The sequence below is a fragment of the Methylophilus sp. TWE2 genome, assembly GCF_001183865.1.
In the GTDB taxonomy this organism is placed as follows: domain Bacteria; phylum Pseudomonadota; class Gammaproteobacteria; order Burkholderiales; family Methylophilaceae; genus Methylophilus.
The window spans coordinates 2,949,320-2,968,349 of record NZ_CP012020.1 but is presented as its reverse complement, the minus strand read 5'-3'; the positions used below and the strand labels follow the sequence as shown (position 1 = coordinate 2,968,349).

Annotated in this window: 12 protein-coding genes and 1 pseudogene; 8 read left to right on the top strand and 5 right to left on the bottom strand. The window is 43.0% G+C overall.

The genetic code is table 11. The features are described from left to right. Positions 1 to 308: 308 nt before the first annotated feature. The 5 genes and pseudogenes from ACJ67_RS13960 (at position 309) to ACJ67_RS13940 (ending at position 6,202) form a co-directional block, all read left to right on the top strand. Complete coding sequence (locus ACJ67_RS13960; protein ID WP_082164070.1) at positions 309 to 1,577, top strand: DUF2231 domain-containing protein; 1,269 nt, start codon at positions 309 to 311, stop codon at positions 1,575 to 1,577. Next, a complete protein-coding gene (locus ACJ67_RS13955; protein WP_049639585.1) occupies positions 1,567 to 2,946 on the top strand; it encodes a TolC family protein in 1,380 nt (459 codons plus the stop codon). The genes ACJ67_RS13960 and ACJ67_RS13955 overlap by 11 nt, the downstream gene beginning before the upstream one ends. A 10-nt stretch (positions 2,947 to 2,956) precedes the next feature. Further along, a complete protein-coding gene (locus ACJ67_RS13950) occupies positions 2,957 to 4,342 on the top strand; it encodes a multicopper oxidase family protein (protein WP_369799092.1) in 1,386 nt (461 codons plus the stop codon). 600 nt (positions 4,343 to 4,942) lie between these two features. Then, positions 4,943 to 5,522, top strand: a pseudogene (locus ACJ67_RS15150) (LysR substrate-binding domain-containing protein). Between the two features lie 440 nt (positions 5,523 to 5,962). Beyond that, positions 5,963 to 6,202, top strand: coding sequence for a hypothetical protein (locus ACJ67_RS13940; RefSeq protein ID WP_049639583.1), 240 nt, complete (start codon positions 5,963 to 5,965; stop codon positions 6,200 to 6,202). Between the two features lie 81 nt (positions 6,203 to 6,283). On the opposite strand, the gene ACJ67_RS14745 is transcribed toward ACJ67_RS13940, so the two are convergent. Then, positions 6,284 to 6,493, bottom strand: coding sequence for an MbcA/ParS/Xre antitoxin family protein (locus ACJ67_RS14745; RefSeq protein ID WP_082164068.1), 210 nt, complete (start codon positions 6,491 to 6,493; stop codon positions 6,284 to 6,286). A gap of 13 nt (positions 6,494 to 6,506) precedes the next feature. Further along, positions 6,507 to 6,962, bottom strand: coding sequence for a hypothetical protein (locus ACJ67_RS13935; RefSeq protein ID WP_049639582.1), 456 nt, complete (start codon positions 6,960 to 6,962; stop codon positions 6,507 to 6,509). Positions 6,963 to 7,049: 87 nt separating this feature from the next. Between ACJ67_RS13935 and ACJ67_RS13930 the strand changes: the two genes are divergently transcribed. Then, positions 7,050 to 7,325 carry a helix-turn-helix domain-containing protein gene (locus ACJ67_RS13930; RefSeq protein ID WP_049639581.1) on the top strand — a complete coding sequence of 92 codons (276 nt, stop codon included), beginning with the start codon at positions 7,050 to 7,052 and terminating at the stop codon, positions 7,323 to 7,325. A 34-nt stretch (positions 7,326 to 7,359) separates the two neighbouring features. Here ACJ67_RS13930 and ACJ67_RS13925 read toward each other — a convergent pair whose 3' ends face one another. Together ACJ67_RS13925 and ACJ67_RS13920 are read right to left on the bottom strand one after the other, a co-directional pair. Further along, positions 7,360 to 8,652: a Y-family DNA polymerase gene (locus ACJ67_RS13925; RefSeq protein ID WP_231587200.1), complete on the bottom strand. Its 1,293-nt coding sequence runs from the start codon at positions 8,650 to 8,652 to the stop codon at positions 7,360 to 7,362. Further along, complete coding sequence (locus ACJ67_RS13920; protein WP_049639579.1) at positions 8,630 to 9,085, bottom strand: LexA family transcriptional regulator; 456 nt, start codon at positions 9,083 to 9,085, stop codon at positions 8,630 to 8,632. Before ACJ67_RS13920 ends, ACJ67_RS13925 begins: the two co-directional genes overlap by 23 nt. A 379-nt stretch (positions 9,086 to 9,464) precedes the next feature. On the opposite strand from ACJ67_RS13920, the gene ACJ67_RS13915 reads away from it, so the two are divergent. Together ACJ67_RS13915 and ACJ67_RS13910 are read left to right on the top strand one after the other, a co-directional pair. Beyond that, positions 9,465 to 11,312, top strand: a complete 1,848-nt coding sequence (locus ACJ67_RS13915; RefSeq protein WP_197080630.1) for an ATP-binding protein — start codon at positions 9,465 to 9,467, stop codon at positions 11,310 to 11,312. 201 nt (positions 11,313 to 11,513) lie between these two features. After that, the gene (locus ACJ67_RS13910) at positions 11,514 to 15,509 is read left to right on the top strand and encodes a DUF4365 domain-containing protein (protein WP_049639577.1); all 3,996 of its coding nucleotides are present in this window, start codon (positions 11,514 to 11,516) and stop codon (positions 15,507 to 15,509) included. Positions 15,510 to 15,969: 460 nt separating this feature from the next. On the opposite strand, the gene ACJ67_RS13905 is transcribed toward ACJ67_RS13910, so the two are convergent. Next, the gene (locus ACJ67_RS13905; protein WP_197080629.1) at positions 15,970 to 19,029 is read right to left on the bottom strand and encodes an efflux RND transporter permease subunit; all 3,060 of its coding nucleotides are present in this window, start codon (positions 19,027 to 19,029) and stop codon (positions 15,970 to 15,972) included. Position 19,030: the final 1 nt, after the last annotated feature.

Genomic DNA, 19,030 nt, shown 5'->3' with positions numbered 1-19,030 from the left:
CCAAGCACGCTTGTAATCATTGTTCCAAATGTTCAGTCTGCTGTTCAGGTTTCGCCTTTGCAGCGTCGGGTGACGACCTGAAGCATCATTTGATTGTTGCAGGTACGGCAATCGGTTTTATCGTTCCAGATTTCACTAGCCATATATCCTCCGGGCCTGAGCGACCCCCGCGCTTTCTCCTCGTTTAGTATGTTACTGGCTAAAGCCCGTTCAGGTCTTTAGCCAGCACACTTATGCTTTTGCATGCTCTGGGCAGGCAAAAGAATGCGTTCCCAATAAATGTTGGGAACTCTAAATGAGAGGTTTATATGAAATTTCCTACCCTAAAGAGAGCCTGGCTTGCCTCTCTCTATCAATATTTATTGTGTCTTGCGATGGCATTAGCATTGGGTATTGGCGCATCATTTGCGGAAGAAAGCTCCGCGCCATATCAGTCCACATTTGAAGATTACAAGGCGACAAATAGTGACAATCAAACAGATTGGAAATCGCTAGATTCTTCGATTGCAGACCAAGGACATCAAATGCCGGGGATGCAGCACTCCTCGGATCAACCAATGAATCATGAAGCGATGGGACATAGTATGTCTCATGGCGATACGCATGCTTCACATGACTCAGAGTCGCAGATGCCCCCCATGGATCATGGCAATATGAAAGGCATGGACCATAACAGCATACCGGGGATGGACCATAGCAAAATGCATGACATGAATAGTCAGGCTGAAGATATGGGCCACAGCATGGCAAACATGGTTCACAAATCATCCTCATCTGAAATGTCGGCACACACTCACGACCATGCAATGATGAACCATGCTGGTATGGATCATCAGGCCATGCAAAATATGAATCATTCAGGAAGTGAGAGTGAAGAAGCTGTATCAATGACCCATGAGCATGGAAATGCTGAGGGTGAGCTTACGGAAGAAGGTCACTCAAGCCATATCCATGAGTCTTCAGAAGCTGTTAAACCAGAAGCGCCCTCAGAACACACCGGTTTCCAAATTATTCCTAATTTGCATCCGGCAGTCGTCCATTTTCCAATTGCGTTGACGATAGTGGCCTTCATTTTCGGTCTAGCTGCTCGCTTGTTCCGGCAATCTGCATCATCGACTTCATTAGCCGCTGCAGGATCTTACATATTAATACTAGCCGCTGTCAGTGCTGTGGCTGCCGTTGGTTTTGGTTGGCTGGCATTCAACTCACCTATGAATCACGATGATGCCGGCCATGCTGCCATGTTGTTGCATCGAGCCTGGGCAATCCCTACTGCTGCTGGATTGGTGCTCGTTGCAATCTGGCACTCGTTGAAATCGCGTCAGGATAGCCCGATGTCCATTCCTGTATTAGTTTGCCTGGCTGGTTTATCCCTGTCTGTAGCGACAACGGCATGGCTGGGTGGTGAAGTGGTCTATCGGCATGGCATTGGTGTTCTATCTTTACCTGCATCTGGCGGCCATAACCATGCCGGACATCATCATGGTGAAGCAAGTGAATCAGCAATACCAGCTCAAGGTAACCATTCAGGTCATCAACATGAATCATCATCTGAAGGAGATTCACATGAGCACTAATATTGGAAATCTCAGAGCACGCAGTGCCATTCTTGTTGCCGTAAGCTTGTTATTAGGTGGGTGCGCGACCTTCTCAAAAGATGGCGGCATGGATGAGGTACAAAAACAAACTCAACCGCACCTGAAACAAGAATATGAATGGGCTAAGACAGAAGAGTCTACAAAGTCCCTGCAGGACAAGACCCAAGCATTGCTCGCACAACCTTTGGATGTAGAGGGTGCAGTACAGGTGGCGCTTTATAACAACAAAGGCCTACAAGCTTCATTCTACGAGCTGGGCATCTCAGAAGCCGACCTTGTACAGGCAGGCCGATTGCCTAATCCACGCTTCTCTATGCTTTATGCGCGTAATGGTGGCGAGTATAAGATCGAGCAGGCATTCACGTTCAACGTTTTCTCATTGATCACCATGCCTAAAGCGGTAGAGGTTGAAAAAAGACGCTTTGCCCAGACACAAGCATCTACCGCCATTGAAGTCCTGAAACTCGCCTATCAGACACGTACCGCTTATTTTAATGCGGTTGCCGCTACTGAATTGGCTAGATACAGCGCACAAGTGAAAGAGTCTGCAGAAGCCAGTGCTGAGTTGGCTAAACGACTGCATGAAACCGGCAACTGGAATCGCTTGGAGCAATCACGTGAGCAGAGCTTCTATGCCGATGCCGCACTTGAATATGCTAATGCAAAGAATGCTGAAGTGAGGGCATATGAGGCTTTGGCCAGGCAATTAGGTGTGAAAGCGTCACAGATCAAAATCCAATCTCGGTTACCTGATCTGCCTAAGTCTCTTTCAGAGTTACAAGCCTTTGAACAAAATGCCTATGAACAACGATTGGACCTGCTGGTTAAGCGCTCTGAAATGGATGCTTTGGCTAAGCAGCTAGGACTGACCAAAACCACGCGATTCATCAATGTGATCGAGTTAGGCCCGGCACGTGTTTTGGAAGGCAGAAGAAGCGATCCTTACAAGAAAGGCATCGATATCGCTTTCGAGATTCCGTTGTTTGACTGGGGCCAGGCCAAGGTGCCACGGGCAGAGTCAATTTACATGCAGTCCGTACAGGAAACTGCACAGTTGGTGACCAATGCGCAATCTGAGATACGAGAACGGTATAACACCTATCGCACCAAACATGATGTCACTCGTCACATTCGCGATGAGATTGTGCCATTACGCAAACGCATATTGTATGAAGATCAATTGCGCTATAACGGCATGCTCACAAGCCCATTTGAATTATTCGGCGATGCCAGAGCGCAAGTACAAAGCGTAAAAGGCTATATCGAATCATTACGTGACTTCTGGTTAGCTGATGCTGAATTGCAAGCTACTTTAGTCGCTAGTCCTCGTTTGATGGAAGGTCAATAAGATGACAACTATGGATAGAAGAAACTTTTTTAAATATGCTGGTCTAGGCATGGCTGGCGTTGCCGTCAGTGCTGTCAGCAAGGTTGCATTAGCTGCTATTCCGGAAATCATCACCTCCGAGGTGGCAAATACACAAGACCCACTTTATCCTGGTACAGGGCGCCCGTATCAACCGGTAGTTACTTTGAATGGCTGGAGTCTTCCCTGGAAAATGAACAATGGTGTCAAAGAGTTTCACCTTGTTGCGGAGCCTGTCGTCAGAGAAATTGCACCGGGTATGAAAGCCAATCTCTGGGGCTACAATGGTCAAAGCCCTGGGCCGACAATTGAGGTGGTTGAGGGAGATCGCGTGCGGATTTTTGTGACCAATCGCCTGCCTGAAAAAACCAGTGTGCATTGGCATGGCCAGCGTTTGCCTAATGGCATGGATGGGGTGAGTGGTCTCACTCAACCTGCGATTGAGCCGGGTAAAACCTTTGTATATGAATTCCAGGCCAAGCGGCCGGGCACTTTTATGTATCATCCCCACGCGGACGAAATGTTGCAAATGGCGATGGGCATGATGGGCAGCTGGATCACGCACCCGAAAAATCCAAAGTTCATGCCGGTGGATCGCGATTTTGTATTTTTGCTTAACGCCTATGACATCGAGCCTGGAAGCTTCACCCCTAAAGTGAACACCATGCTCGATTTCAACTTATGGACCTGGAACAGCCGGGCTTTCCCAGGCATAGACCCAATTGTCGTGCGTAAAGATGACCGTGTGCGCATTCGCGTAGGGAACCTGACTATGACAAATCACCCCATCCATTTACATGGGCATGAGTTCGAAGTAACAGGAACAGATGGTGGTTGGGTGCCAAAAACCGCACGTTGGCCTGAAGTAACCACTGATGTTGCCGTTGGTCAAATGCGTGCTATTGAGTTTGTTGCAAACGAACCTGGCGATTGGGCATTTCACTGTCACAAAAGCCATCACACCATGAATGCCATGGGGCACAGTTTCCCCACTATGATAGGTGTGAAACAGGGTGATCTGATGAAGAAAATCACTAACCTCGTACCTGACTATATGCCTATGGGAGAAACGGGCATGTCTGAAATGACAGATATGTCTGAGATGATGGATATGCCATTACCCAAAAATACATTGCCAATGATGATGGGCAACGGACAGTTTGGATCACTTGAAATGGGTGGGATGTTTACGACCGTGAAAGTCCGAGATGGACTCGCTAAAAATGACTATAAAAATCCAGGTGATTATAAAAATCCTAGCGGCACTGTAGCGCATGCAGTTGAAATGGATCTAACCAAGGTTGAACGTCAAAAGCCTCATGTTGAAGGTGAGTTGGAACTCAATGTCAGAAAACCAATTAACCATTCTGGCCATTAGTATCGTTGTGGCTTAGACTTTGGATATTGCTCTTAACTAAGACAAACGGCTTGCAAATACGCAAGCCGTTTTGTTACTTACTCCAATGGCCTAAAACCCATTCCCATTGATGTGTTCCATAATTCCAACGCCAATGTGCTTTAACCCATTTTGTTTTACCCAGCGGACGTAACGTTTGCAAATTCTGTAGTCGGTCTGGTGGTTTTGGTGGCTTAGGCGGTTTGGGTGTCTTAATTTTAAAAGTAGCCATATACCGAGTATGAGATATTGTTATTACGACAAAGTCAGCGGGAAATAGCTGAAGTTTTACGGAATGAACGGGAATCTAAATTGAGGAATGGTGACATCGCAAATTTTTAAGGAGTGCTGGCAGATAAGATTGATAAAGTCACCTCCCTTGAGGACATCGAACAAGCTGTTTCTGATGGATGGGCTCAAGACAAGTTAAATAGGGAATAATAACCATGCTGAATGTCGCAAGACACAGTGCAGAGAAATACTTGATCTGATAGCGCATACCGAAGCTAGCCTTAGCGACGCCATCAAACAGCCGCAAGGTCTTTTACGGATTGACATGCAGGTATTGCGCACTCGGTGATCATGCCAAATATAAAAGAGTTTCAGCAACGTTACCCGGATATCTATCTGATGATAGGCGTGAGCGATCGGCAAGTAGATCTGATTAAGGAAGCCGTGGACTGCGTGATTCGCGTGGGAAACTTGGAGAGCTCCACGCTGGTTGCCCGCCCCCTCGGTCACTTCAGATGGGTCACTTGTGCTTCACCGGCCTATTTAAAAAAGCATGGTAATCCGCAATCCCCTGATGATCTGGCAAGCCACCAGGCGATACATTACTTCTCAGGTAACAACAGACATGCGGGCGAACTGAGCTTTGTACGAAATGGTGAAAAAAGAACTGTTCAGCTGAAGGGTGTGGTCGCTGTCAATGAAACTGAGCTTTATATCAAAATGTCTTGAGGGATACGGAATGGCACAACTTGCAGAAAGGCTTGTGTCAGACCACCTAAAAGAAAAGAGATTGGTTGCGGTGTTGCAAAACTGGTGCCCACCGCCTGTGCCAGTGACTTTACTCTACCCACATCAACGTTTTCTTTCGCCAGCAGTTAAGGTATTTTCAGAATGGATGGCTGAGTTAATCAACGGTAATGGTGCAGAGTAATAAAAATTGACCAAATAACTCAAAAATAATACTATCTCAAATAACAACTGACCCATAGTATATTGTGGCATGCCCACTCTGACATTGGGGGAAAAGGCCAGCGCAAGCTGGTTTTTTCATTTGAAATGGTCAATCAGTGAGCCCAGCCTCACGCCTTGGTGAAAACCGTCCTTACCTAACCTTTTATTAATTTGCTCTAGTAAATTACCAAGAGCGGAGTAAGAGCTATTTTTATAAAAGTGCTAGAAAAAATAGGGCTATGCCTAATATCCTGTCGTTTGCAATCAAACTCAGGTATGAGCTGCTCATTAGGACTGGAACGACTGCTCAAGACGCTGGAATGACTGCTCAAAATGAATGGAATACACATAAGTCGTGTCAGCTAATTCAATCAAAACGCTAATCATTAGAGTTGGACTGGATATTTAAGGTAAAGCAATATGAAACTGAAAATTCAAAAGTGGGGCAATAGCGCAGCGTTGAAATTGCCAGCGAAGATGCTATTCAAAATCGGCGCCACAATTGGAGATACGGTAGTAGTTGATCCAAAGGCTTTTCGGGTGATGAAACCAAAATACAAATTAACTGATCTTCTGAGCCAATGTGATCAGAATGATAAGGCTCCCTCTGACATGGCTATGTGGGAGAATATGAAGCCTGTAGGCCAAGAGATTGTTTAGGACGAAAGTCAAATGCAGTAACTTGGTTTTCTCAGCCGCTACTTCATTTTTCCCGAACCGGATTTTGTGAACTGCTTACGCTTAAACCGCTCCGCCATGATTTATGGCACTTAGTACTTTCTGAACATCTAGAAATCCTGAACATGATTGGGCAGCATCAATAGGAGCGGCACCTAACGAGTCATTATATGAATTGAGCCAAGACTCTGCCACAGACTTTGAACCAAAGGTATCAATAACCAAAGTTATTAAATCATTGAGTTGATCGGGTGATGAAGGTTGTGATTTCATTAGTAAGCGGAAATTACACTTTGTCCAAGCGAAGTTTTTTTCTCAAATGCTCAAAGTCTAGAAGTTGTTCGAAATTGATGCTTTCATCAATTAACTGAGTTTCAGGAGGGTCGATGAAAGATTCACCTGACATTAATACGAATTTAAAAATTCTACAGTGCTCATCATCATTAGGAGCATTGGTTGTTAGTATTGAGTGAAGTAAATCTGATCTCCATGTTTCACTTTTGTTTAACCTAGCAGGGCTAACAAGATAGATTTCGTCTATTTTGTTAGAGGTATTTAAATCTATAAGAGCCTCGATACTACTTATGAATTTCATATTCCCGAATGAACACTTAAAGATTTCATCATACTCAGTTACTTGACACATAAACCAAGGAGTAAAAGTTTCGAGTTCAATAGAGTCGTATAACTCGACATCATCAAAGATAAGTTTTGGAGGGACATCTTTAAGAACAGAAAACATTAATATATCCAAAAATGAACACTATAGATTGTAGTCCTATAGTGTTCATTTTAACAAGATGCATGTACCCCTATTAGGTACGTGCATATGAATATTAATGAGGCTTTTGGGATCGCGCTTAGGAAGGCCAGAAAAAGTAAAAACAAAACTCAAGAAGACTTTGCGCTTGTTTCCAGCAGGACCTATATCAGCTCTCTTGAGCGTGGATTGAAATCAATCACAATTGAAAAGCTTGAGGAGATATCTGCAGTTATTGGAGTCCATCCTCTAACTTTGCTATGTCATGCGTATTTGCTAAAAGATGGTGAAGTAGATGCCACTAGACTGATGGAGTTAATTCAAAGCGAAGAAAAATTGCTGTGATAAATCCGATAAAAGAATGAAATAATAGGAGCATTTATTTTACTTTTAACAGGTCATTCCAATTGCCAGTGTAATTAGGACTTAAATAGTTACGCTGCATTTTCCAGGCCTGAACTTTTCCTTCAGATGCAGACTTAACTGGACTGTTTGGGTATTTCTGTTTGATACGATCAATCACTTCCATCAGGGCTTCAGATTTTGGATCACCTTCAGTAAAGCCAAACATATCGCTTTGCAAACCACCACTTGAAACAGTGTCCAGCAACATAACTCCGCATTTCTGAAAATAAATACCAGGTCTATATATTTTCTTCAAAAGCCATAATGCAGCTTTAGTAATTTTTGTCGTTGAGTTGGTTGGTGCTGGAAAACCTACCGCAAGTTGCCCAGGATAAAAGTCTGCTTGATCATGAGGACTATTCTGAGCGAATACGTATACGCCGTTGGCATATAAACCTTTACTGCGCATGCGCTCAGCAGCGATGCCTGCATGAAACGCAATCGCCTGGCTTAGATCTTCCATCGTTGAAGCGCGCACGCCAAACGAGCGTGAGCTCATGACCTGTTTGGCTTCAGGAAGCTCATCTTCCATTTCAATCCAGACTTCACCACTTAGCTCTCTCGCAGTACGCTCAAGCAACACGCCAAACTTGTCTCTGATTCGTTTAGGGTCTGCATTTTTTAAGCGCAGTACGTTAAATACACCAACCTCATTTAATTTGGCTTCAAGCCTATTTCCTACGCCCCAGACTTTACCTACAGGCAACTCTGCCAGGATGGTATCTACTTCATCCTCAGACATTGATGTGAGGTCACAAACTCCATTCCAGTGTGATTGCTTTTTAGCGCAATGATTAGCGAGTTTTGCCAGGGTTTTACTATGGCCAAAACCTACGCAAATGGGCAAGCCAGTTGAATCGCGTACATCTCGTTTAATTTCCTGGCCGTAATCTGTGTAGTTGGCTTTGATACCTGTCATTTCCAAGAAAACCTCATCAATGGAATACTTCTCCATGCGCGGTGAATACCTGGACAACACTGCTGCAAAGCGATTGCTCATATTGGCATAGAGTTCATAATTGGACGAAAACACGACTGTGCCCAACTTTTCGGCCATCTCTTTAATCTCGAACCAGGGACGTGCCATATAAATATCCAAAGTTTCTTTAGCCAGCTTATTTTGGGCGATTACGCATCCATCGTTATTGGATAGCACAACGACAGGCTTCCCTTGGATATCAGGACGGAATACCTCCTCACAGGAGGCATACATAGAGTTAACGTCAGCGAGAGCAAAAACTCGTTTACGTGAATGAATTGATGACATGTTGTACCACACCCCAAATAACGAGCTCTTGTCCTTCTGTAAACTCAATAGGTGGATACGCCTTTGCCTTGTTCTCAGACAGGAGGCGGACAATCTTAAATCTTTTGTATAAGCGCTTTACGACAAACTCACCATCAACGATAGCAATCACAATATTTGATGATTTGGCTTTAGGTCCTAACGCCCTATTAACCACAAGTTTTGAACCAGGCAGAATGCCGGCATCAAGCATAGAATCGCAGTCTTGAGCGACTTGAACGATGAAGGTTGCAGGTGGGTCCGTGACTAGCAACTCATTGAGATCAAGCTCCTTCATCTCATAGTCTTGTGCTGCAGAAGCAAAGCGAGATTGCCCAGCTCTAACCTTACCCTCGTAAAATGGTATGCGAACTATTGAGGGATTTTGACTAAGAGGAATAGGCTTGTTCATCATTTGAAATCATGGCTTAATCGTTAATCCACAACACTGGACTGTCGTAAATTCTGCGTCCAGCACCTGGTCGTTTATCTAAGTTTTCATACTCATCATTTCTCATATAATTATTGTAACAACAATCAAGTTATTCTTGTAACAAGAATAAACTTATATTTATATAAATTCGGGTGTTGATATGGAGCAAGTTGCTAGAGTCATCGATAGATCCCTGGTTGATTTTTAAAGGGCGAAAGGAAAGTGATTGATTTAATCAACATTTTCTCATCGTGTCAGTTAATTCAAAGCTAATTAATGATTTCAGGGAGCTTTGACATCACTATTGCGACTTAAAAAAATCTGGCATCATGTTTGAAGCTCCATTGTAAGGATGGTTACTTTGAAACTCGCTAAAATAAAAATTAGAAATTTTCGATGCTATCGAGAAGAGTTTGTAATGACATTTGATGAGTTAACTTGCATTATTGCCAGAAACGATGCGGGTAAATCAACTGTATTGGAAGCTTTAGATGCTTTTTTCAATTTAGATAAAATTGATTCTGAAGACAGATCAATTGGGGTCCCAAATGGAACGCCAGTTGAGATCACATGTGTCTTTAGTGAATTGCAACCTCAAATTGTTGTAGATACTGATGCCATCATCTCACCGCAACGGGAGTATCTATTAAATGCAGATAGCCAATTAGAAATAAGGAAATCATACTCCGGGACATCGCCTAAATGCGAACAGGTGTATGTGACGGCGTTACATCCTTCTGCTGAAAATTTTAACGACCTATTCAACCTGAGTATTGCACAGCTTCGGCAACGGGCACGAACTTTAGGAGTGCAGCTCGACGGGATCAATCAGACTATAAAGTCTGCAATTCGCAATGCAATTTGGGACTCTGTGGATAGCGTGGCACTTGGCCTTTCAGAGGTACAGCTTGAGATCAAAGAGACGATTTGGAAGTCGCTGCAAAATTCACTTCCACTGTATCAACTATTCCGAGCAGATCGCCCTAGCACTGACCAGGATGCTGAAGCTCAAGATCCTCTAAAATTTGCGATTAAAGAGGCTTTAGCTAACCAACAACAAGCTCTAGATGCTATTGGAGCTCAGGTTAAAGCACAAGTTGAGACGGTGACTAGAGCCACAATTGATAAAATCAGAGAGATGGATCCTGCACTTGCCGCAGAGCTAAATCCAGTGTTTTCAGCACTTAATTGGTCCAAGGTTTTCAGCGTTTCGCTAACTGCAGAAAATCAGGTTCCACTTAATAAACGTGGAAGTGGAGTACGGCGCCTTTTTCTTATTAATTTTTTTCGTGCAAAAGCTGAGCAACTTGCAAGTGGCCGAGGAGCACCCGATGTCATTCTTGCAATAGAAGAGCCTGAGACATCTCAGCATCCATCAAACCAGCTACTTCTGTTGGAAGCACTGCTTGATTTAGCAGAGTCTCCTTCCACTCAGATCATTATGACGACCCACAATCCATTGTTAGCCAGGAAAATCAATCAAGATCGAATTAGATTCATAGAAATAGATCAACATTTAATACGGTCAGTAGCAACGAACGATGAGGCGGCTGCATTACGATTAAAAGACACTCTAGGAATATTGCCAAACCATGATGTGAAAGTTTTTGTAGGCGTCGAGGGTCCGAATGACATTGAGTTCTTAAAGAGAATTTCCGCCATTTTGTCTGCTGTTGAATCAGACATTCCAAATCTTACTTTAGCTGAACAAAGTGGACTCCTAGTATTTATTCCAATGGGAGGCTCAACATTAGAAATATGGACCAACAGACTACAAGGTCTAGCTATCCCTGAGGTTCATATAATGGACAGGGATAATCCACCTCCCCAGCAACCCAAATATCATGTAGCAGCCGCTGCCGTAAATGCTAGAGCTCCCCATGCTCAAGCTTTCACTACAAATTTTAAAGAGATGGAAAATTACCTTCACTGCGACGCGATTTCAGCCGAATTTGGAATCGTTATGCCTCAGATTCAGCCTTTTGATGATGTTCCAGAAATCGTAGCTGAGTTACTCCATACAGCAGCTGCTACTCCTACTCCTTGGGCGTTACTTGATGGTGAAAATCGAAGTAGAAAATGTAGTAAGGCAAAAAGACGTTTGAATCGTGCAGCTGTTGATTTAATGACTGCTCAATTGTTGACGGCAACCGACACTAATGATGAGGTGAGGACCTGGTTAAGAGCAATTGGACAACACCTTTTATAGTTTTTTAATTACGAGTGGAATTAGCCTGTCAACACCATGACCATAGGTTCAAGAAGATTTCCAAAGTTAATGAGATTGAAGTGACCGTAATTGATCTAAATTAATTTAACCTTTAGGTCTGTCATTTAATAATTTAAAACATTATGGCCTCAGAAATATTGCGATTACAAACTCAAATACACTAAAAATTTAATTATCAGCATGTCCAGCGAAAATATACAGGGACCAAAAAGAAGCCTAGCCCAATCAATTGGAGAAAGAGCTGAGGCCGCAATTTTTGCTCAAAGACCTGATCTTTGGTCCCTATCTCGTAAAGATGGAAGTGATTACGGGTATGACTTTGAGGCTCTAATTTTTGCAAACAAGCAAGATGGCGGGCAGTTCTACATCAATATTCAGCTGAAAGGCACTACACAAGTTAGTCACCTGTCAGCTAATAAAGATTTTATCTCGCACTCTTTCAATGTCCGAACACTTAAACTTTGGCATGGCAGCGGTGCCCCTACTGTAGTATTAATTGTTGATTTCACTGAGACTGACAAGATCTGGGAAGCCCCGATTTATTTTCATTTAGTTAACGAAGATCTTGAAAACATTTTACCGTCCATTCCAAACGATCAGGAAACCGTTACCCTCAAAATCCCCACTAAAATAAAACTTCATGAAGATCTCGACATAATCCCTTTAGTTCGGCCTTATTTAGATGATTTGAGGGATGCAAGAGCTGAGCTAAAACGCGTTCGAGAATTAAATTCGAACACCGTTACCGCAATGTATGGAACGGGTGGTACTAAAGAGCAGCTCATCTACATGATTGATGACGGTCCATCGGATATTAAAGGGCTGATTGAATCTTCTGCTCAAGCAGAGTTGTACCAATTCCAACTCAACAACTTAAGAAATGGTGACTATACCGCTGTCATCAAAGCTATTAGATCGCCATCAATTGGAGAAATTGAATCAGATCCAACAGATTCAGGAATCCGTGCATATTTACTTTCAAGAGCTTTAGAAGAAACCTCAGATCAAGAACAAGCCCATGTCCTCATGAGATTAGCATCTCGACTGTTAACTAATAACGATGAGGTACTCTCTGGCTTGTATCAAATCCAAATGGAAGCTTTAGACCTCAGTAAGCCGGGAGAAGAAAAACGCCTCGCACTGCTGGAAGAGTTGAAGCCACATACCGGCCCTTATGTGACAGCCATGAAAGCCAGACTGTTAGCAATGTCAGGTAGGTTTGATGAAGCTCGTAAGATTATTAAAGGATACCCACAGGAAAAAATCGCATTAACAATCCCCACAATTTCTATTATTGAACATGATTGGAACCGTGCAATTGATGAAATTGAAGAGCTTTCTTCTATTCAAATTATGCAACCAAAAGCCAAATTTTGGTTGGTCTTACTCAAGGCCAGAGCATATTTTGAGCGTGCTTTAAGAGACGTCCCTAGAAGAGAAGATGAGGAATTATTTGTACCAAGTGTTGGCTTACCAAAAATAGATAAGATTGCTTTGAAAGATGCCTATGATTGGAGTCTGAAGGCAATGAAAGAGGCGCAAAAACTAAACTGGCCTACCAATGTTGACTATGTTTTGGATATCTTTGCTATCAGCTCCATGATATTCGAAAAGATGGATTCCAGCCTTTCATTGCTAACAGATTTTGCATTAGCAAAACCACATCTCACGAAGACTAGGGAGATGGTTTCAAGATTGGCAATTCAATTCGGGCAGCCAAAGATTGCACTCAATTTGGCTGAAATTGCCAAAGACTTTCCTAAATTTGAAAACCAAGACCTACTCATCGCAACTGCCATCAATGCAGATGGCAACCCCATAGCCGCACTTGAACTTCTCAATGAGTCTTTATACGAAAACTCAGTGAAAAATGACTCATATTTTTCATCCTTGCTGGTCTTAGGTTTGGCAGCAGATATTTCATTTCAACCAAAAGTTGTTGAGAGAATTAGAAATGAGCTAAGTGCACACCCTTTAGGGCAAGATTGCCTTGCTTTGCTTGATTGCTCAATCAAGGTTAATCATGCTCAACTTAAAAAACTTGATGCATTAATTGAGTTAAAAGAATATTGGCTGAAGAACGGACGCCCATACAGAATGGGATTGCACCTTTTAGACAATACTTATCCTTTGGATAAAGCAGAAGCAGCATTGGCTGTCGAGGTAGCAGAAGCCTATCTAACAAAAGATAGCTTCCTCCCGGATCAAATACTTATATATGCGCATTCCTTGTTGACCATAGGCAACCATGTCAAAGCAGTAGAAGTCTTGGATGCTGCCAGCCAAAGTTACCCAGAGAATCATCAAATTAAATCATTGCTGGGTATCGCATTTGAAGTAAATGGCCAACCTGAAAGAGCATTCTCGACAATTCAGATGCTGTTACAGGATGGGACTGCAACAAGCAATGCCAGACAATATTTCTGCAACATAGCAATACGCATGGGTTATTTTGAAACCGCTGTAACCCAAATGCGGTCCGCGTTAGCAACTTCGAAATCTAAAGACGCCCAAATCTCAATAATTGAAACGCTAATCAAACTACTGTTTGCAATGGGTAACCATCTAGACGAAGCGGAAAGTCTTATCTGGAAATACGGGTCGTTGGTTGATCAAAATGATGAGGAATATGAAGGTCAATTTCTTCAGTTTTACTTAATGATTACATCATTCAGTGCTGTCCAAATAGATGAGACCAAAGCTGAAGCGTTAAGAATTCGGATGGATGCGTATAGTGCAAAGTTTCCAAAATCAAAGGTAATTTGGAGAGCCAATATACCTGCAGATGGCTCAGGTCAGGAAATTCTAGATGCACTCAATAAAGCGATTGGGGAAACACCCGAAAGCCTGGCAATGGGCACTGCATTAGAGAGGAAAATGGATAGAGGAGAAGTGGCAATTCCATTTACCTGGCGTCCAAGAAGATACCTGAGAAATGTTTCTGATATCTTCACACTTTGGAATTTAAATAAGTACGTCAGTGAAGAGCGTCAGGGCTATCATCTGGCTCTTTATTTGCAAGAATACCTTCCAAAAATCCCTAAATTGACGGCCGATACTGAAATTGTAGTTAGTCTGATTTCATTGATATTAATGAACGAACTAGGTCTTCTGGATTTATTTCTTAAGACATTTACCAAAGTGGTTATTGCTCGAAGTGTCTTGATGAAACTGCAAGCCTCCCGTAGCTTGCATTCATCAATAATTGAAAACCAAATAGCCACTCAGATTCTTGAGAAACTTCAGAATCATTTTGAGAAGATCATTCACCCTCCTTTAGAGCAGAGTAATGAGAGTGCACATTTCATTCCTTGGCATATAGAGGAAAAATGTGCGCTTTTACAAACTGGAAGATTCTACATGTGCGATGACATCATTGAGAGTGCTCATGTTTGTCCAGTAGATAATCAGTCCTTATTTACCAATCGAATTACGACTTTAGATTTCCTACACTGGGCCGATCAGCATCTCCAGCTTTTATCTCCACAGGAAGTTGCTACCTACATAGGCAAAATGTGCGATTTACATTTAGGTAGGGTGATTATCCAACCCCGATATTTATTCGCATCGATACCAAAAGATCTACAAGAAGCTTCAACGGAAAGTGAAGAGAAGAAAGCTTTCATTGAAGCTGAAACTTTAAATTCAATGCTGACTGGGGTTTGGTCATTCAGTAAAACATATGATGAAATTTCCGATCATTTCATTGCGAATATGACTTATCTCATAGTGCATGGTAATGCTGCTCAATCTGTACTTACCAGTTTATGGACTCGCTGGGTAGAGGCTGTGCGTTTCAAAGATGAAGTTACTTTAGGAACGAAAGAAAGCATTGGACTGGTTTTTGTCCTCATTTTAATCAACCTACCTGATGACAAAACATGCATTAACAAACTGTGGAACGCTTTATGGGTTGTACTCAGGAGATGTTGTGCTCAAGAGTTAACTAAACCAGAGGATTTGGAAGGGGTCGAATTAGTGGCAAAAGCCTTAGGTAAAGTGAGAGCAAGTTATTTTAAAGCCGAGGATTTGGATGTAGGAATATTATTTATAAGAGCGCAACTAGCATTTGAACCAGATACCCAGCTTTATAAGTTATTTAGCGATGAATATGTTAAGTCAGCCGCGCAGACTGCAATGAAAGCCTTGGAATTTTCAAGTAAAAACAAAAGATAACTATAACCTCGTAGTTTCGACTGATGCTGAGCAGATTATCTGCGAAGTTTGGAAGGAAAGATGCTGTATTGGGAGCTAGTCTAGAAATGAAAAAACCAGCTTTCGCTGGCCTTTCCCCCCAAGGTCAGAGTGGTCAAGCCACAATATACTATGGGTCAGTTGTTGATCGCATAATATTGGCTTTGATCCCCTCAGTCAAGTGAGCATGAATTGAACATGATAATCGTCTAGAAAAGCCTATGAAGTCTAATTACAGCTTAAAAGTGTCTGGTGAATCAGTGGCGATTCAATTTCAATAAAATCATATAGTTAATAGGTGTCGTAATCGCAAATTCACAACGAGAAGGTGTTTTCTGACAATTCGAGATTCAGCTTAATAAATCGTTTATCTTTTTGGAGCGCATGATTAAGCAACTAGCATAAAGCTTAACTAGATTTATGCGGATATCCAAAGCTAATTTTAAAGAGATGCCCCATTCCGGCTCTTAGTGATCAACAGTAGAGACGGTAACACCAGCACATTGGCCATCACTGCAAACGACAAACCACTGACAACAACCAAAGCCAACGGGTACTCAATTTCATATCCTGAAATTGGACCTTTAAATATAATCGGCATTAAAGCCATCGTTGTTGCTAAACTTGTCATGGCGATTGCTCTAGCGCGGCCTGATATAGCAGAAATTAGAATATCCTTTGTTATCGGTGAGTTCTGAGACTGTTGCTGAACATTTGAAATAATCAAAATACCGTTTCTAGCTGCAATCCCAATCACGGCAATGAGTCCTATCATGGCACCCAGAGAAGTTACTCCGCCAGAAAACCATATTCCCAGAACACCGCCTGCAATTGCAACCGGAAGCATTGCAAATAGCATCAATGTCAATCGCACTGATTGAAGCGATATTTTAATCAATATAAACACCACCATTAGCGCCAAGAATGTATATGCTATTAGCGTGTGAGTGGCAGACCTCTGCTCAGTGAATTCGCCCATAAATTTAATGTAGTAGCCTGCGGGCAACTGGATGTGTGAGACCTTGTTTTCAATCAATCTTGCAACGCTACCGATGTCTTTTCCTGCAACATTGGCAGAGATGTCAATTTTCCGTGAAGCGGACTCTCTTTTTACCTCGTTTGGTGTCGGTTGCACATACACATCTGCCACATCTGAGAGCTGCACCATGGCACCTGTTGGGCTAACTACTTGCAACTTTCTTAGAGACATCAAGTTATCACGTACTGGATGATTGCTGATAAGACGCACATTAAAGCGCGACTGATCCATCAGTATTTCGCCCTGCACTTTGCCTTGCGTCATCAAAGCCAGTGCCTGCTTAATTTCAGCCTCATTGATCCCATATTGCGCAGCCTTGGCATGTTTGATACGCACATGAATTTGTGGCACCAGTCCCTGTGCCTCTACCTTGAGGTCTTTCACTCCATCTAAATCAGCCATTGCTTGACGTATTTCTTCGGCTTTGTTTCTTAGCGTTTCCAGATCATCGCCAAACAATCTGATCACAATGCTGGCACTATTACCAGACATGACCTCCTTGGTGCGCTCTTTCAGATAGGTTTGTACATCCGTAAAAATTCCGGTGTATCCAGAGATTGTTTGATTGATTTTTTGTACCGTTTCTTCATAAGGGACATTTGGCGCAATGCTAACCCAGAGTTCACCAAAATTCGGACCAACCACTTCATCGGCGACTTCTGCACGACCGATATGCGCCCCTAGGTTTCTGACGCCATCAATTTGCATCAATTCCTCACTGGCGCGAACAGTCATTTTTTTCATCTGTTCAACAGATGTGGTTGGGCGCGAAACAAAGTGCATTAAAAAATCGCGCTCTTTAAACGCTGGAATAAATTCCGACCCCAGAAATGGCACACTACACATGATCAAACATAATAAAACCATTGCACCAAAGACGATTTTTTTGGGTTGTTCCAGTATGTGAGATAACCATTTGTTTAATAAGTCAGACTTTGGTGAAGCTGCATAAGAAATATGGCGCCCATTCTTAAACAAGCAATAGGCAAGCGCAGGGGTTAATATCAGGGCGACCAACAGTGAGGCTGAGATCGCAAACAAGTAGCCATAGGCCAGTGGTTTAAAGAATGCTCCAGCAATGCCTTCCAGGAAAAATACCGGGATGAACACTGACATGACAATCAGCGTGGCATAGATCACTGCGCCTCTGACTTCATAAGAAGCTTGAACTATCACCTTTAGTAGTGATTTTGGGTGCTGGCTGCTCTGATTCGTTTCTACTGCACGCAGTATATTCTCCAGATCAATAATTGAGTCATCAACGACTTCGCCCAATGCAATCACCAGCCCTGCCAACACCATGGTATTGATCGAGATACCTAGCCAGGTAAGCATCAGGATAGCGGTCACCAGCGATACAGGAATGGCAACAAGACTAATCAGTGCAGGCCCAGGTCTGCGTAAAAACCAGAATAAAAGGATTGCAACCAACGCAATGCCAACCATCATGGCCTGTTTCAAGTGATCGATGGCCTGCTCAATAAAGGAGGCGGGTCTAAATATGGAGGCATCCAAAGTCATCTCTTTTAAACCGGGTTTTAATTCTTTAAGTGCTCGATCAATCTCTGCAGTCACTTTCAGCGTGTTGGCATCCGGTTGTTTTTCAACAATCAACAATAAGCCGTCTCCGCGATTTATCACTGCATCACCAATAGGCATCGCATGATGCCACTCAACCTCAGCAACTTGTCCAAGCGTAATGGGGATGCCATGATTGATGCCCACGATCATGTCTTTGAATGCTTCTTGTGAGGTTGTGGGCCGGTCATAAGTGACTGCCAGTCTTTGCTGATCTGTATCCAGATAACCGGATCCTTCTGAATTGATTGCAGACGTAATCTGTTGACTGACCTGGGAAACTGAGAGTTGATACTCTGCAAGTTTGACTGGATCAAATTGAATATGCAGTTCAGGCTCGCGCAATCCCCAGATCGCCACATTGGCCACACCTGGAACAGACATCAAGCGAGGCCGTATTGTCCACAATGCTTGAGTGCTGAGTTCTTGGACGGATAAACGATCTGAAGTTAAGCCAATTTTTAATACCCTGGAAAGGGAAGATAACGGGGGTAGCATCACTGGTGTTTTGGCGGTTGCGGGCAAGCGTTGGCTGACTAACAATAGTCGCTCTTGTACTGCCTGTCTGGCCTGATCAATCCGTGTATTGGTATCAAACAGCATCACCACAGAAGAGAGACCAAGCACTGATTTTGAACGCAATGTTTTCAGATGCGGGATCCCATTCATGGCATGCTCAACAGGAATGGAAATCAGTTGCTCTGTTTCCAGGCTAGATAGCCCTGGTGCTTCTGTTTGAATCTCCACTTTGACTGGGGAAAACTCCGGGAAGACATCCATAGGCGTTTCTGGAATCCACCGCAAACCAGCCAGAATAAGCACGATTGCCAGGGCAATGACAAGATGGCGTAATTGAATTGCACGCATCGTCAGTTTTTTTAACATA

What these genes read in the sequence shown, in the direction of transcription:
- ACJ67_RS13960 (WP_082164070.1), top strand. Translation starts at nt 309, where the DNA reads ATGAAATTTCCTACCCTAAAGAGAGCCTGGCTTGCCTCTCTCTATCAA.
- ACJ67_RS13955 (WP_049639585.1), top strand. Translation starts at nt 1,567, where the DNA reads ATGAGCACTAATATTGGAAATCTCAGAGCACGCAGTGCCATTCTTGTT.
- ACJ67_RS13950 (WP_369799092.1), top strand. Translation starts at nt 2,957, where the DNA reads ATGGATAGAAGAAACTTTTTTAAATATGCTGGTCTAGGCATGGCTGGC.
- ACJ67_RS13940 (WP_049639583.1), top strand. Translation starts at nt 5,963, where the DNA reads ATGAAACTGAAAATTCAAAAGTGGGGCAATAGCGCAGCGTTGAAATTG.
- ACJ67_RS14745 (WP_082164068.1), bottom strand. Translation starts at nt 6,493, where the DNA reads ATGAAATCACAACCTTCATCACCCGATCAACTCAATGATTTAATAACT.
- ACJ67_RS13935 (WP_049639582.1), bottom strand. Translation starts at nt 6,962, where the DNA reads ATGTTTTCTGTTCTTAAAGATGTCCCTCCAAAACTTATCTTTGATGAT.
- ACJ67_RS13930 (WP_049639581.1), top strand. Translation starts at nt 7,050, where the DNA reads ATGAATATTAATGAGGCTTTTGGGATCGCGCTTAGGAAGGCCAGAAAA.
- ACJ67_RS13925 (WP_231587200.1), bottom strand. Translation starts at nt 8,652, where the DNA reads ATGTCATCAATTCATTCACGTAAACGAGTTTTTGCTCTCGCTGACGTT.
- ACJ67_RS13920 (WP_049639579.1), bottom strand. Translation starts at nt 9,085, where the DNA reads ATGATGAACAAGCCTATTCCTCTTAGTCAAAATCCCTCAATAGTTCGC.
- ACJ67_RS13910 (WP_049639577.1), top strand. Translation starts at nt 11,514, where the DNA reads ATGTCCAGCGAAAATATACAGGGACCAAAAAGAAGCCTAGCCCAATCA.
- ACJ67_RS13905 (WP_197080629.1), bottom strand. Translation starts at nt 19,029, where the DNA reads ATGTTAAAAAAACTGACGATGCGTGCAATTCAATTACGCCATCTTGTC.